This is a genomic window from Streptomyces sp. NBC_00569, from assembly GCF_036345255.1.
In the GTDB taxonomy this organism is placed as follows: Bacteria; Actinomycetota; Actinomycetes; order Streptomycetales; family Streptomycetaceae; genus Streptomyces.
The window spans coordinates 2,653,851-2,668,755 of record NZ_CP107783.1; the positions used below are offsets into that span (position 1 = coordinate 2,653,851).

Below are 14,905 nucleotides of genomic sequence, written 5' to 3' on the forward strand. Positions count from 1 at the left end.
CCGGGATCGCCGGGCGACGTCCCATGGTCGGCCCCCGGCACACATCGTTCAAAATCAGGCGGATTTGTCCTGCGGAGTGACCGTTGCGGCCGTAAATGATGCGTCGGGGGCGGGCTCGTGCCGGGATTTGTCCACCGGGACCTGAGGGCCGCTGCCCTCGCGCAGCCAGCGGCGGAGCACGTGGTGGACCTGCTGGGCGCCCACCAGTTCCGCGCCCTGCGCGACCGGCGGCGAGAAGGCCTCCGGGGCGAGCAGGAACGGGTGGCCTTGGGCGCCGCCGAGCCCTCCGTGGGAGCCGATCTGCTCCTCGAAGGCGAGCACCTCGCCCTCGGCCGGGTCGTACCAGGAGTTCACCATGATGTCGGCGGTGTGCGGGAAGGAGTCGGTGCGGCGGACCGCGTCGGCGGCGTGCGCGCCGAAGTCGGCCAGGGGGCCCGGGCGCTCGTCGAGATCGGCCAGGGGGATCTCGGCGCCGCGCGCGCCGAGGACGACGGCGCCGTGCTCCTCGCTGCGCACCAGCAGGAAGCCGATGCCGGGGTGGTTGGCGAGGGTGGGCAGGAGCGCCGGGTGGCGGGCGTCGATCTCCTCCTTGCTCATGCGGTGCGGCACGTCCGGGAAGGAGACCAGGCCGAGGTTCCCGGAGGCGAGCACGATCGGCTCGGAGCGGCGCGACGCCGGGCGGTGCTTCTCGCCGCCCTCCTCGACGGGCCTGCGCAGCGCGGCCCTGACGGCGGAGCGGGCCTCGGCGCCGGTTGGGGTCTCCCCTGCTCGAGCGAAGCCGAGAGCTTGGGGAAGGGTGCGCCGGGCACGGCGCGGCACGGGCAGGCCGCAGCCCGCCCGGACGAGGTCCTGGAGGCCGAGCCCGTAGCGGGCGCGGAACGTCTCGCCGGGGCTCTGCCCGTGATCGGACAGGACGACGATCCGGTACGGGCGCGGGGCGTGTTCGGCGACCTTCGCGATCAGCGCGAGGGAGCGGTCGAGACGCGCGAGGACCTTCTCGGCGTCGCGGCTGACGGGCCCGGAGTGGTGGGCGACCTCGTCGTAGGCGACGAGGTCGGCGTAGACCGCGCTGCGGCCCGCGAGCATGTCGCCGATGACCGCGGCGACGACGACGTCCCGCTCCACGACGGTCGCGAACGCGCGGATGAACGGGTAGAGCCCGCCGCGGCCGACGCGGGGTCGCTGCCGGGTCAGGCGGGCCCGGGTGGACTGGCCTGTCTCGCGGACGACCTCGGCGACGAAGGACAGGGCGGTGCGCACGGCGTTCGCGGGGTCGCTGAAGTACGCGAAGTAGCCGGCCCGCGAGCGGTTCTCCTTGCCTCGGCGGGCCGCGACCGACAGCACGAGGGCGACCTGTTCGGCTCCTCCGCTGAAGAGGTTGCCCCGGCTGGCGCCGTCCAGGGTGAGGAGGCCGCCGTCGCCGGTGTGCTCGATGGCGCGGCGCTGGAGTTCGGCGGCGCTGGTGGGCCGGTTGGAGACCTGGATCTCGCGGGTGTCCTTCTCGTACCAGCGGAACGCGGGCACGTCGTAGTTGCTGCCGTGCAGGATGCCGAGCTGACTGGCGCCCGTCTGGCTGGACCAGTCGGTGCGCCAGGGGGTGAGGCGGTGGGTGCCGGCGCCGAGCCAGGCGCCGACGGTGGGCGTCACGCCCCGGTCCACGGCGTCGCGCAGGACGTCGTGGCCGACGCCGTCGAGCTGGAGGAAGACCGTGCCGGGGGTGGACGGTCCCGCCCCGGCGCTTCCTCTGCGGCGGCGCCGGTCGGCGAGGCGGTACAGGCGGCGGCGGTAGGCGTCGTCGTCGCGCACGGCGAGGGCGCCCCCGGTGGCGGACGCGACCGCGGACATGACGGCGGCGACGACGACGGCGGTCTCGGGGTTGGCCTCGCCCCGGCCGTCGGGGACGAGGGCCAGGGCGAAGATCAGCAGGCCGCCGTTGAGGAAGAAGACGGCGAGGCCGAGGACGAGCGCGGGCACCAGGAGCAGGGCGCGCACGAGGAGCGGCCACACCAGCGCGGACAGGATGCCGAAGGCGCCCGCGCCGAGCGCGGCGGTGATGGCGATGCGGGTGGCGCTGTCGCCGTTGTCCGACTGGAGCTGGAAGTCCGGCAGGATCCCGGCGAGCACGAGCATCGTGACGGTGCTGACCGCCCACACGGCGATCGACCGCCAGCACGTGCCGGTGAACCGCCGCCAACGCCCCTCGCCCACGCCTCGCTCACCCTCTCGCCGTCTCGTCGACCCCGGGCCAAGCGTGTCATATGAGCGCGATACGTCCGGGTTCTCCCCTGACTGCGAACACAAGTGCCCGGCGCGGGACGCGCGGGGTGCCGGCTCAGCAGCCGTCGTAACCGGCCGTCGGCATCGACATGCGGCGGTGGACGCGCTTCTTCATCTCCGCGTCGTACGACGGCTCCGCGAGCCCCGCGGTCTCCAGGCGCACGCCGCGGCGCTCGCACTCGGCCGTGAACTCGTCGACCGAGCGCAGCGCGGCCCGCAGGACCCGGTCGCTCGGGGCGACGAACAGGTCGACGAGGCCCGCGTCGACGTCCGCCCACAGCGCGTCGTGGTCGGAGCGCAGTGAGTGGACGAGGAGTTCTCTGGTCACGACGTAGCCCCGGTCGGCGGCCCAGCGGGCGCACATCGCGTGCTGGCTGCGCGAGTCCACGAGGAAGGGGTCGGCGTCCAGTTCCTCCAGCGGCGTCAGGCTGGCGATCGCCGTGACGCGGACCGCGCCGGCCGCCGTCTCTTCCGCCGGTTCACCCATGGTGTCCCCCTCACCTCCGGTTTCCCCGACGACCCTACTCCTGCCCTTAGGCTCGGGGGGAGTCGCACGGAGGAGGTCCTGGAGGTGCCGGTGGAGATCACCTGGTGGGGTCACGCCACCTGCACGGTCGAGGACTCGGGGATCCGTGTGCTGACCGACCCGCTCTTCACGCGCCGCCTCGCCCATCTGCGCCGGCGGCGCGGGGCGCCCCCGCCGCCCGAGGCCGCCGTCGCCGACGTCGTCCTCGTGTCCCATCTGCACGCCGACCACCTGCACGTCCCGTCCCTGGCCCGGCTCGCCCCCGGCACCCTGGTCCTGCTCCCGCGAGGGGCCCGGCGCGCGGTGCCCGGCCTGCGCAAGCTCACACATCTGCGGATCACCGAGGTCGAGCCGGGCACCCAGGTGAAGGTGGGCGGCCTCGTCGTACGGGCCGTGCCCGCGTCGCACGACGGGCGGCGCATCCCCGTGGGACCGCACCGCTCCCCCGCGCTCGGGTTCGTGGTGAGCGGCGAGGCCCGTACCTACTTCGCGGGCGACACCGGGCTTTTCGACTCCATGGCGGAGGCGGTGGGCGAGGTGGATGTGGCGCTGCTGCCGGTCGGGGGGTGGGGGCCCTGTCTCGGGCCGCACCACCTGGACGCGGGCCGGGCCGCCGAGGCGCTCGCGCGGATCGCGCCGCGCAGCGCCGTGCCGGTGCACTACGGGACGTACTGGCCGATCGGCCTGGACGCGGTGCGGCCGCACGAATTCCACGCGCCGGGCGACGAGTTCGTGCGGCGCTCCGCCGAGCTGGCGCCCGAGGTGACGGTGCATCTGCTCGGCCATGGCGAGAGCGTGCGGCCGGAGGTCGCCCGGTGAACCCTGCCAGTGGCGCGGGCCATGAGCTGCTCGCCGCCGCGGTGGCGCACACGCCGCCGGAGTCCACCCAGCAGGCGGTCGGATATCCGTCGCTGTTCCTGCTGATCGTGATCGGGGCGCTCGTGCCGGTCGTCCCCACGGGGGCGCTCGTCAGCTCGGCGGCGGTGGTCGCCTTCCATCAGACGGCTCCGTTCTCGCTGCTGCTGGTGTTCGGTGTCTCCGCGTTCGCTGCGTTCCTCGGCGATGTGGCGCTGTACTGGCTGGGGCAGCGCGGCATGGGCTCGAAGAACGGCAGCAAGTGGCTGGCCGCGATCCGCGACCGGGCGCCCGAGGAGCGGCTCGCGCAGGCGCAGGACAAGCTCGCCGACCACGGAGTGATGGTGCTCGTCCTGTCCCGGCTCGTGCCCGCCGGGCGTATCCCCGTGATGCTGGCGTGCCTGATGGCGAGGATGCCGCTGCGGCAGTTCGCCCGCGGGGACGTCCCGGCGTGCCTGGCCTGGGCCCTGACGTATCAGCTCATCGGCATCCTCGGCGGCTCGCTGTTCAGCGAGCCGTGGGAGGGCGTCGTGGCGGCGGTCGGCCTGACGCTGCTGATCAGCGCGGCGCCCGCCGTGTGGCGGCGGCTGCGCGGGGGCCGCTCAGACGGTCAGCACGCGTGAGGCGCCCACCGGCAGGTCCCACAGGTCCTTGCGCGCCAGGCCCGCCTTCTGCCACGCGGCTCGTACGCGCGTGAGGGGTTCGAGGACCGGCTCGGCCGAGAGCAGGAACGTCGCCCAGTGCATGGGCGCCATCCGGCGCGCACCCACGTCCTGCGCCGCCCGGACCGCTTCCTCCGGGTCGCAGTGGACGTCCCGCAGCCACCAGCGCGGCTCGTACGCGCCGATGGGCAGGAGCGCCAGGTCGATGCCGGGGTAGCGGCTGCCGATCTCCGAGAACCAGTGCCCGTATCCGGTGTCCCCCGCGAAGTAGACCCGCTGTCCTTCCAGGTCGGTGAGGACCCAACCGCCCCACAGGGTGCGGCAGGTGTCGACGAGGCTGCGCTTGGACCAGTGGTGGGCCGGGACGAAGTCGAAGCGCACGCCGTCCAGTTCGGCCGCCTCCCACCAGTCGAGCTCCGTGACGCGGGTGAAGCGGCGGCGCGTGAACCAGCGGCCGAGTCCGGCGGGCACGAACACGGGGGTGTCTTTCGGGAGTCTTTTGAGGGTGGGGGCGTCCAGGTGGTCGTAGTGGTTGTGGCTGATGACGACGGCGTCGACGCGCGGCAGGGCGCTCCAGGCGACGCCCGCGGGGGTGACGCGTGCCGGGGTGCCGAGGATCTTGCGGGACCAGACGGGGTCGGTGAGCACGGTCAGGCCGCCTATGCGCAGCACCCAACTGGCGTGGCCCGCCCAGCTGACGGCGACGGTACGGGCGTCCACGGCCGGCAGCGGGCCCGGCTCGAACGGCAGGGCGGCGATCTCGTTCAGGGCCTCGGGCGGCGGCCGCAGCGCGCCCTCCCTGGCGAACCGGGCGAAGGCGCGCAGTCCGGGCAGCGGCGCCGTCAGACGGTCGGCGAACGACTTGGGCCAGGTGCGTGCCCCGCCGAGCGGCTTCGGCTCGGCGAGGGGAACGAAGGACGCGGGGGCATCAGCCCGCTGTGCCGTCGACTCGGACTGCTGCGTCATCGAGGACTCTCCCATCCCTTGACGTCGGCCCTGAGATCGTCGAGCGCCGACTCCAACATGCTCAACGCGCGCTGTACGTGCGGCAATTCCAGAGGTTCCGGTGCGGTGAGAGACGTCATGCGCTCCTGCGGGGTTGAGCCGAGGAAGGGGCCGGTGGACAGGCGTACGCGCAGTGCGGCGAGGTCGTCGCCGAAGCGGTGGCCGCCGGGGGTGGGCATGCCGAGCCGCTCGGAGAGGCGGTCCTCCAGGTCCTGGGCGTCGCCGACACCGCGGGCGGCGAGCGCGGGGCGCAGCCGGTCCAGGTCCGCGTACAGGTGGCGGCCGGCCTCGGGCGGCCGGGCGAGTCCGCCGGAGACGAGCAGCGCGCGGTGGACGGCGGCGGCCACGCGCGCGTGGAGGGCGGTCGCGGCGCGCAGGCGCGCGGTGATCCCGGCGGGTTCGCCCAGCGCGTAGGTGGCGGCCGCCGCGGCGGGCGCGGAGAGGACCGCGCCGAGCGCCGTGAGGATGTCCAGGACGCGGGCGCGCAGCGCGGCCCCGCGTGCCGTGGCGGGGAGGCGGGCGACGGCCGCGGGCAGTCCGGGCGGCAGGTAGGCGCCGGTGAGGTCGGTGACGACGGTGACGTGCTCGGGCAGCATCTCGGCGGGGTCGATCAGGACGGTGGTGCGGGCCGGGTCGTGGTGCAGGGTGTCGCGCCAGGTCTCGTCGCTGACGATGTGCAGGCCCTCCTCCGCGGCGGCCTCGACCGCCTCGTGGACGATCTCGGGCGGCGGCACCGTCCCGGTCGGGTCGTCGGCGACGGACAGGACGAGGAGCCGCGGGTCGCCGCCCTCGGCGCGGACCCGGCGCACGGTTTCGAGGAGGGCGTACGGATCGGGGACGCCGCCGCACTCGGCGGGCGTCGCCACATGGAAGACCGACCGGCCCAGCAGCCGCGCCTGGGGCTCCCACCAGGCCGGGCAGGGCCGGGGCAGCAGCACGTCGCCGCCGATCGCGGCGGTCAGCGCGAGGAGCAGGGGTACGCCGCCGGGCGCGGCAGCGGTGCTGCCCGGCTCGGCGGGAAGACCGCGGCGCAGCCAGTAGCCGCAGGCGGCGTCGAGGAGGACGGGGGCGCCGCCGGGCGGTTCCGGTACTGCCGGGTCCGCAGCGGCGGCCGCGGCGGCCAGCTCGGGCAGGACGGGAAGGCCGTCGTCCGGCAGCGGCGGCCCGTACCGGACGGGCCCGCGCCCCTCCAGGATCCCGTGGTCGTTGCCCCGCATGTGCCACCTCCACGCGCTGCCAGTCCGCACTGCCGGGACCTCATGGGCACCTCATACCCTCCCCAGCCTCTCCCGAGCCGCACACTCCCGCGCGGCCTGCACGGTTGGATCGGTGCCCGTCGCGCGGAAGCGGGAGCACGGGGGAGTGCGGTGAGGGGAGGGTGCCGCGGGCCTGGGCCGAGTGGGTGACGGGGCGACAGCAGGGGGCGCCGCGGCGGCTACCCCCGCGCCCGCTCCACCCTGCGCTCGTCCCAGACGGGTTCGTCGGACTCGCGCAGGCGGCCGTCGCTGCCGAAGACGAGGTAGCGGTCGAAGGAGCGGGCGAACCAGCGGTCGTGCGTGACGGCGAGGACCGTGCCGTCGAACGCCTCCAGGCCCTCCTGGAGCGCCTCGGCGGACTCCAGGTCGAGGTTGTCCGTCGGCTCGTCGAGGAGGAGCGCCGTCACTCCGGCCAGTTCGAGCAGCAGGATCTGGAAGCGGGCCTGCTGGCCGCCCGAGAGTCGCTCGAACTTCTGCTCGGCCTGGGCCGTCAGCTCGTAGCGCCGCAGCCGTCCCATCGCCGCGCCACGGTCCTTGGCGTGGTCGAGCCAGAGGATGTCGAGCAGGGTGCGGCCCTGGAGCTCGGGGTGGGCGTGGGTCTGCGCGAAGTGGCCGGGCACGACGCGCGCGCCGAGCCTCCACTCCCCCGTGTGCGCGACCTGGTCGTCGGGGTTCCCGGCGAGCAGCCGCAGGAAGTGCGACTTGCCGGAGCCGTTCGAGCCGAGGACCGCGACCCGCTCTCCGTAGAAGACCTCCAGGTCGAAGGGCTGCATCAGGCCGGTCAGCTCCAGGCCCTTGCAGGTGATGGCCCGCACCCCGGTGCGACCGCCCTGCAGGCGCATGGTGATGTCCTGCTCGCGCGGCGGCTCGGGCGGGGGTCCCACCTCCTCGAACTTGCGCAGGCGGGTCTGCGCCGCCGCGTAGCGGGACGCCATCTCGTGGCTGACCGCGGCCGCCTGCCGCAGGTTGATCACGAGCTTCTTCAGCTGGGCGTGCTTCTCGTCCCAGCGCCTGCGCAGCTCCTCGAAGCGCGCGAACCGCTCGCGCCGCGCCTCGTGGTACGTCGCGAAGCCGGCTCCGTGCACCCAGGCGTCGGCGCCGGCGGGTCCCGGCTCGACGCTGACGATCTTCTCGGCGGAGCGGGCGAGCAGCTCCCGGTCGTGGGAGACGAACAGGACCGTCTTACGGGTCTCGCGCAGCTTCTCCTCCAGCCAGCGCTTGCCGGGCACGTCGAGATAGTTGTCCGGCTCGTCGAGGAGGAGGACCTCGTCGGTGCCGCGCAGCAGCGCTTCGAGGACGAGTCGTTTCTGCTCGCCGCCGGAGAGGGTGCGGACCTCGCGGAACTGCGCCGTGTCGTACGGGATGCCGAGGGCGGCCATGGTGCACATGTCCCAGACCGTCTCGGCCTCGTAGCCGCGTGCCTCGGCCCAGTCGGACAGGGCCTGCGCGTATTGGAGCTGCGCCGCCTCGTCGTCGACGGTCATGATCAGGTGCTCGGCCTTGTCGACGGCCTTCGCGACCTCTCTGAGCCGCGGGGTCGCGACCGATACGAGCAGGTCGCGCACGGTCGTCTCGTCGCGCACCGAGCCGACGAACTGCGACATCACGCCGAGTCCGCCGCCGACGGTGACAGTGCCGCCGTGCGGCTTCAGCTCGCCGGAGATCAGCTTGAGGAGCGTCGTCTTTCCCGCGCCGTTCGGCCCGACGAGGGCGACCACGGAGCCCTCCCCGACCCGGAAGGAGACATCACCGAGCAGCGCCCGCCCGTCCGGCAAGTAGTACTCGAGGTGCGCGGCTTCCAGATGTCCCATGGTCCGCATTGTGGGCGCCCGGCCGGGTGAGGAGCAAAACGATTTCGGCACGCCTTGGGGGTGCGCGGTCCCGGGGCGGGTACACGTGCGCAATGTGCGCTGACCTCGACCCTTTGACGACCTGGCGGACCGCGACCCCTTCCGGGCCCGGCCTGCGCGGCCGACTGGCCGCGCTTGACCTGCGTGTTTTCGAGTACGCGGCGCGGCGGCACTGGCCTGGCGCCGACCGCGTCCTGCCCCGGCTGAGCCGCAGCGCGAACCATGGGGTGCTGTGGTTCGCGGTGGCGGGCGCGCTGGCGGTGGGCGGCTCGCCGAAGGCCCGCCGCGCTGCCGTGCGCGGTGTCGCCTCGCTCGCCGTGGCATCCGTGACGATCAACACACTCGGCAAGCGTTCGGTACGCAGGCCGCGGCCCGTGCTCGACCCGGTGCCGCTGGTTCGGCGCCTGAAGCGGCAGCCGGTCACGACCTCGTTCCCGTCCGGGCACGCGGCGTCGGCGGCCGCGTTCGCGGCGGGCGTCGCGCTGGAGTCCCGTCCGCTGGGCGCGCTGGTGGCGCCCCTCGCGCTCTCCGTCGCCGCGTCCCGTGTCTATACGGGCGCTCACTTCCCGGGCGATGTCCTCGCGGGCGCCGCGCTCGGGGCGGGCGCGGCGTTCGCGGTGCGGGGACTCGTGCCGACCCGCGACCAGATGCCCTCGCCGGGCCGCCCGCTGGTGGACGACGTGCCGAAGCTGCCCGGCGGTGAGGGCCTGGTGATGGTGGTCAACACGGGCGCGGGCAGTCCGGACCAGGCGCGAGCGCTGCGCGGGCTGCTGCCGCAGGCCGAGATCGTCGAGGCCTCCGGGTCCGATGTGCCGACCGCGCTGGAGAAGGCGGCGACCCGGGCGCGGGCGCTCGGGGTGTGCGGCGGGGACGGCACCGTGAACACGGCGGCAGGGGTCGCCCTGCGCCACGGTCTGCCGCTCGCCGTGCTTCCCGGCGGCACGCTCAACCACTTCGCGTACGACCTGGGCATCGAGGACCCGGGCGATCTGTCGCGGGCCGTCGAGGCGGGCGACGCCGTCGCGGTCGACGTCGGCCGCTTCCGGTCGTCGGCGACCTCGGGGATCTTCCTCAACACCTTCAGCCTGGGCGTGTACCCGGAGCTGGTGAAGGAGCGCGAGCGCTGGTCGCGGCGGATCGGCGGACGGCTCGCCGACGTGGTCGCCGCCACGCACGTGCTGCGCCGCGACCACCCGTTGCAGGCCGAACTGGACGGCACCCGGCGGCCGTTGTGGATGGTGTTCGCCGGGAACTGCACGTACCGCCGGATGGGGCTCACGGCGGGGCGGCGCGCGGATCTCGCGGACGGCCTGCTCGACGTGCGCGTGGTGCACGGCGGCCGGCTGCCGGGCGTACGACTGCTGGCGGCGGCGTTCGCGGGACCGCTCTCCCGCTCCCCGTTCCACGCAGCGGTCCGGCGCACGCGGCTGCGCATGGACCACATCAGCCCCGGCACACCACTGGCCTTCGACGGCGAAGTCGGCCCGTGCGGGCGGGAGCTGGTCATCGAGAAGCAGCACGAGGCGCTGCGGGTCTACCGGCCGCTGACCATACTGTGACACCACATCAGGTCCGCATCATGAGATGGCCATCTCAATATTCGGAGGAGCGGCGTACGGTGATCTCACTGGGTTCACCGCTCACCGATCTTGCGAAGGGGTCCGCCATGCCGAAGGAGACCGCTGTCTACACGCACGGCCACCACGAGTCCGTGCTCCGCTCCCACACCTGGCGCACCGCCGCCAACTCGGCGGCGTATCTGCTCGGTTCGCTGAAGCCGCACATGAAGATCCTGGACATCGGGTGCGGCCCGGGCACCATCACCGCCGACCTGGCGGCGCTGGTCCCCGAGGGGCACGTCACCGGCGTGGACCAGGCCGCGGGGATCCTCGACCAGGCCCGGGCGACAGCGGCCGGACGCGGCCTGACCAACGTCGACTTCGCGACCGCGGACGTCCACGCACTGGACTACCCGGACGACACGTTCTGCGTCGTGCACGCCCACCAGGTGCTCCAGCACGTCGGCGACCCCGTGCAGGCCCTGCGCGAGATGCGCCGCGTCACCAAGCCCACCGGTTTCATCGCCGTCCGCGATTCGGACTACGCGGCCATGACCTGGTACCCGAACGCGCCGGCCATGGACGACTGGCTGGACCTGTACCGGCGGGTCGCCCGCGCCAACGGCGGCGAACCGGACGCGGGCCGGCGCCTCAAGTCCTGGGCACTGGAGGCGGGTTTCTCCCCGGCCGACATCAACGCCTCCTCTTCCACCTGGTGTTACTCCTCGCCGGACGAGACCGACTGGTGGAGCGGCCTGTGGGCGGACCGCACCGTCGCCTCCGCGTACGCCGACCGCGCGACGGAGAGCGGCCACGCCACGGCCGGTCAGCTGGAGGAGATCTCCGAGGCCTGGCGGACGTGGGGGAAGCAGCCGGACGCCTGGTTCTCGGTGCTGCACGGCGAGATCCTGTGCCGCAAGACGGATCGCGAGGGCGCCGCGAGCTGAGCCGGGCGATGCGGGGCCCGTGCCGCCGGCCTCCCGGTGACACGGGCCCGCCGCCCGCTCCTGACCGATCCCCGGAAACGATCACGCGTCCGCGCGTGGCCAACTACGCTCACCGCCATGGAGATCCTGGGAACCACGCTGCGTATCTGCGTCGAGGACCTGGAGTCCTCGGTCGCGTTCTACGAACGGCTCGCGGGCAGCCGGGCCCTGCGCTTCGAGCGCGGCGGGGTCTCCGTCGCGGCGGTCGGCTGCTTCCTCCTGATGAGCGGTCCGAAGGAGGAGATCGACGTCCTGCGCAAGGTCGCGGCGACGATCGCCGTCCCGGACGTCGACGAGGCGCACGCCGTCCTCAGCGCGTCCGGCGCACACGTCCTCGCGGGGCCGGTCCCGACACCCGCGGGCCGCAACCTCATCGCGATGCACCCGGACGGCTCGGTCTTCGAGTACGCCGACCGGCAGGGCCAGGCCCAGGCTTAGCGACAGGTCAGGGGCCCGTCCCCGTATCCTCGCCCGGGACGCGGGAGCGAGGACGGTGCACATGGCGGGCAACGACGACGGCGGCGAGACCCGAGAGGCCGGGCAATCCGCGAAGAACGGCGGGGCCCGGCCGCCGCTCGGCTCGCGCGCGCGGGACGCGATCCGGGAGCGCATCGTCGACCGGCGCTACCCGCAGGGCTCCCGGCTCGTGGAGCGCGAGGTCGCCGAAGAGCTCCGGATGTCGCGCGTCCCCGTGCGGGAGGCGCTGCGTTCGCTCGTCACCGAGGGCCTGCTCGAACTCCTGCCGCACAGCGGGGTGCGCGTACGGCGGCTGGCGCGGGCCGATGTGGAGCATCTCTACGAGGTGTGGGAGCCGCTGGCCGTACAGGCGTCCCGGCTCGCGGCCCGGCGGGTCGGGCGGGCCGCTCCGCGGGAGCCGGAGGGGCTAGGCGCGCTGCGCGGGACGCTGGACGTGGCGGAGCGGGCGGCCGCGGCCGACGAGGGCGCGCGTGAGGTGGCCGCGCACACCGCGTTCCACGAGGGCATCGTGACCCTGTCCGGGAACCCTCTTCTGGCGCGGACCATGGAGCAGCTCGGCTGGCAGCTCCAGCTCCTGTTCGGCCTGCGCGAGGAGCCCGCCCACATGCGGGCGCAGCATGCGGTGATCTTCCGGCACATCGTCGCGGGCGACGAGGAGACGGCCGCCGCGAGCACGCTGCTGCACGTGCGCGACAGCCGGTCGGTGGCGCTGCGCTCGCTCTTCGGCGACGAGGGCGATGACGGCCGGGGGTGACGTCCTCAGAGACGGTGACCGAGACGGCGCCGCTTTGTATACCAGGCTACTGCCGACCCTTGCTCCGGTTGACCAGAGTTCGGGCAGAACATGCAGGTCAGGCCTGAGCGGAATCATCCACTCCTTGCCCGCTCCCTCATCTTGGTATACAAAATGTCGGACCAGCCGATCCCTCCCGCCACCCGCCGAGGAGCCCCGCATGTGCGTCGAGAACTGCCCCCCGCCGTCGAACCGGCTGACCCGCCGAGGCGTACTCGCGGGTGCCGCCGCGCTCGCGGGCACCGCCGCCGCCCTCGCCGCCGCGCCCGGCGCGTCCGCCGCCGCCCCGATGACCCGCGCGTCCGCCGCCCGCTCCGGGAACGCCCCCCGCGGCGGTGACCTCGTCATCGACGGCGGCACCCTCCTCGACCCCGCGACGGGCGAGGTCACCGAGGACGCGGTCGTCGTCATACGTGACGGCGTCGTCCGCGCGGCCGGCAAGCGCAAGAATGTCGACGTGCCCGCCGGCGTCACCGTCCTCGACGCGCACGGCCAGTGGGTCCTGCCGGGTCTCGTCGACTCGCACATCCACCTGAACACCGCCGCCGAGGCCGCCAAGACCCTCGCGCTCGGCGCCACCACCGCGCGCAGCGGCTCGACGAACTTCTACCAGGACATCGCTGTCCGCGAGCTCTCCCGGCAGGCCCCGGGCCTGGCCCCCAGGCTGCGCGCGTCCGGCATCTTCGTCACGCCCGACCTCGGTGACACGATCCTCGCGGACCCCGACCTCACCCCGCTCGCCCGCCTCAAGGGCGGCGTCACCTCGACCGAGGCGCTGCGCCGCGTCGTCGAGGTCAACCTGGCCCGTGGTGTCGACACCGTCAAGACACGCGTGAACCCGCGCGCCGGCCTGGCCGAGCAGGACCCGCTGGAGCAGGTCTACAGCCGCGAGCAGCTCTCCACGATCGTCGCCACCGCCCGCCGCGGCGGCAAGGACGTGCTGTGCCACAGCTACAGCGAGAAGGGCTGCCACGACGCCGTCATGGCCGGCGTCAAGTCCGTCGAGCACGGCGCGTTCATCAGTGAGCGAACCCTGCACGAGATGCGCCGCCGCGGTACGTACTTCACGCCCACGATGGTCGCGATCGGCGGCATGATCGGCGACCCCGACCCGGTTCTCGACGAGCGCGGCCGCACCTACCTGCCGAAGCTCAAGGCCGCCGCGAAGCTCGCCCACGAGCTGGGCGTGGGTCTGGTGTCCGGCACGGACTCGTCGGGCGGCTCGGTCGAGCCGATCGGCGCCGAGATCGAGATGATGTACTCGGCCGGCCTGTCCGCGCTCGACGCGATCCGCACCGCGACCACCAACGCGGCCCGTCTTCTCGGCTTCGAGGGCAAGGTGGGCCGTCTCGCGCGCGGATACGCCGGCGACGCGATCCTGCTGTCCGGCGATCCGCTCGCCGACGTGTCGGTGCTGAAGAAGCCGGTGCGCGTGGTGCGTACGGGAGTCGCCGTATGACGGCCACCGTCTTCCGGAACGTACGCCCGCTCGGCGCGACGGAGGCCGTGGACCTCACGGTCGTCGACGGGGTGATCGTGGACGGTCCGCCGCCCGAGGGCGCCGAGGTCGTCGACTGCGGCGGCCGGATCGCGCTGCCGACCCTGGTGGACGCGCACATCCACCCGGACAAGACCGCGTGGGGCGAGCCCTGGGTGTCGCGCAAACCCGCGTCGGGGATCGCCGAATTCGCCGCGGCGGACGCGGAGTTGTACCGCTCGCAGACCACGCCCCTCAAGGACCGCGCCCAGCGCCTGATGGCGCACGCGATCACCCGGGGCACCCGGGCGATGCGGGCCCATGTCGATGTCGCGCCCGCTTTCGGCCTTGCCGGTGTCGAGGGTGTCGGCGCCGCGCGCGAGGCGCTGCGGGACGCGGTCGACGTGCAGATCGTCGCTTTCCCGCAGCACGGCGTCCTGCGGGCGCCCGGCACCGCGGAGCTCCTGGAGGAGGCGGCCCGCACCGGTGGCATCGACCTCGTGGGCGGCATCGACCCGATCGGCTTCGACGAGGCGCTCGACGCCCAGCTCGACCTGGTCTTCGGGATCGCCGACCGGCACGGCGTGGGCGTCGACATCCACCTCCACGACCGGTCCGTCCCCGGCCTGTCCGCGGTGCACGCGATCATCGACCGGACCAGGGCGCTGTCCCTCCAGGGCAAGGTCAGCATCAGTCACGCGTTCTGCGTGCCGGGCCTCGAAGGGGTCGAACTCGACCGCATGGGCGCCGAGTTGGCGGACGCGGGGATCTCCCTGACGACCGTGGCGCCCTCGCGGCCGCTGGTCCTGCCCACGCGCCGGCTCCGCGAGCTCGGGGTGCGGGTCGGGCTCGGTTCGGACGGGGTGCGCGACTCGTGGAGCCCGTTCGGCAACGCGGACATGCTGCACCGGGCGCACCTGCTCGCCCGGGCCCAGGGGGCGCGTCTGGACGAGGAGTTGGCCGACGCCTTCCGTGTCGCCGCCGACGACGGCGCCCGCGTCGTCGGCCTCCCCCACCTGGATCTGTCCGTCGGTTCACCGGCCGACTTCTTCCTGGTGCGCGGCGAGTGCCTGCCCCAGGTCGTGGTGGACCTGCCCGCGCGCGACCTGGTCGTCAGGGCGGGCCGGGTCGTGGCCAGGGACGGCGAGCTGCTGCTGCCCTGACCACCCGCGCCGTGCGCGC

The 14,905-nt window shown here is 73.8% G+C and carries 13 protein-coding genes; 8 read left to right on the forward strand and 5 right to left on the reverse strand.

What is annotated here, in order from left to right:
- Positions 1-54 precede the first annotated feature (54 nt).
- Together OHO83_RS12025 and OHO83_RS12030 are read right to left on the reverse strand one after the other, a co-directional pair.
- The gene (locus OHO83_RS12025) at positions 55-2,208 is read right to left on the reverse strand and encodes a phage holin family protein (RefSeq protein WP_266675357.1); all 2,154 of its coding nucleotides are present in this window, start codon (positions 2,206-2,208) and stop codon (positions 55-57) included.
- A 124-nt stretch (positions 2,209-2,332) separates the two neighbouring features.
- Entirely contained in the window at positions 2,333-2,764 is a 432-nt protein-coding gene (locus tag OHO83_RS12030; RefSeq protein WP_330279429.1) for a hypothetical protein, read from the reverse strand.
- 84 nt (positions 2,765-2,848) lie between these two features.
- Here OHO83_RS12030 and OHO83_RS12035 point away from each other — a divergent pair, with 84 nt between their 5' ends.
- Together OHO83_RS12035 and OHO83_RS12040 are read left to right on the forward strand one after the other, a co-directional pair.
- A complete protein-coding gene (locus OHO83_RS12035; RefSeq protein ID WP_266675355.1) occupies positions 2,849-3,622 on the forward strand; it encodes an MBL fold metallo-hydrolase in 774 nt (257 codons plus the stop codon).
- Positions 3,619-4,281 carry a DedA family protein gene (locus OHO83_RS12040; protein WP_266675354.1) on the forward strand — a complete coding sequence of 221 codons (663 nt, stop codon included), beginning with the start codon at positions 3,619-3,621 and terminating at the stop codon, positions 4,279-4,281. The genes OHO83_RS12035 and OHO83_RS12040 overlap by 4 nt, the downstream gene beginning before the upstream one ends.
- On the opposite strand, the gene OHO83_RS12045 is transcribed toward OHO83_RS12040, so the two are convergent.
- The 3 genes from OHO83_RS12045 to OHO83_RS12055 form a co-directional block, all read right to left on the reverse strand.
- On the reverse strand, positions 4,261-5,286 hold the full coding sequence (locus OHO83_RS12045; protein WP_266675353.1) for an MBL fold metallo-hydrolase: 1,026 nt from the start codon (positions 5,284-5,286) through the stop codon (positions 4,261-4,263). The two genes, OHO83_RS12040 and OHO83_RS12045, sit on opposite strands and share 21 nt — an antisense overlap.
- Entirely contained in the window at positions 5,283-6,542 is a 1,260-nt protein-coding gene (locus tag OHO83_RS12050; RefSeq protein WP_266675352.1) for an aminotransferase class I/II-fold pyridoxal phosphate-dependent enzyme, read from the reverse strand. The genes OHO83_RS12045 and OHO83_RS12050 overlap by 4 nt, the downstream gene beginning before the upstream one ends.
- Before the next feature lie 218 nt (positions 6,543-6,760).
- Entirely contained in the window at positions 6,761-8,392 is a 1,632-nt protein-coding gene (locus OHO83_RS12055) for an ATP-binding cassette domain-containing protein (RefSeq protein ID WP_266675351.1), read from the reverse strand.
- 92 nt (positions 8,393-8,484) lie between these two features.
- On the opposite strand from OHO83_RS12055, the gene OHO83_RS12060 reads away from it, so the two are divergent.
- The 6 genes from OHO83_RS12060 (at position 8,485) to OHO83_RS12085 (ending at position 14,886) form a co-directional block, all read left to right on the forward strand.
- Positions 8,485-9,990: a bifunctional phosphatase PAP2/diacylglycerol kinase family protein gene (locus OHO83_RS12060; RefSeq protein ID WP_266675350.1), complete on the forward strand. Its 1,506-nt coding sequence runs from the start codon at positions 8,485-8,487 to the stop codon at positions 9,988-9,990.
- Positions 9,991-10,097: 107 nt separating this feature from the next.
- Positions 10,098-10,937 (forward strand): class I SAM-dependent methyltransferase, encoded by an 840-nt coding sequence (locus OHO83_RS12065; protein ID WP_266675349.1) that lies wholly within the window; start codon positions 10,098-10,100, stop codon positions 10,935-10,937.
- A gap of 117 nt (positions 10,938-11,054) precedes the next feature.
- Positions 11,055-11,414, forward strand: a complete 360-nt coding sequence (locus tag OHO83_RS12070; RefSeq protein WP_116507920.1) for a VOC family protein — start codon at positions 11,055-11,057, stop codon at positions 11,412-11,414.
- A 61-nt stretch (positions 11,415-11,475) separates the two neighbouring features.
- On the forward strand, positions 11,476-12,207 hold the full coding sequence (locus tag OHO83_RS12075) for a GntR family transcriptional regulator (protein WP_266675348.1): 732 nt from the start codon (positions 11,476-11,478) through the stop codon (positions 12,205-12,207).
- A gap of 199 nt (positions 12,208-12,406) precedes the next feature.
- The gene (locus OHO83_RS12080) at positions 12,407-13,705 is read left to right on the forward strand and encodes an amidohydrolase family protein (protein WP_330279430.1); all 1,299 of its coding nucleotides are present in this window, start codon (positions 12,407-12,409) and stop codon (positions 13,703-13,705) included.
- Positions 13,606-14,886, forward strand: a complete 1,281-nt coding sequence (locus OHO83_RS12085; protein WP_405603600.1) for an amidohydrolase — start codon at positions 13,606-13,608, stop codon at positions 14,884-14,886. The genes OHO83_RS12080 and OHO83_RS12085 overlap by 100 nt, the downstream gene beginning before the upstream one ends.
- The last annotated feature ends 19 nt before the right edge of the window (positions 14,887-14,905 follow it).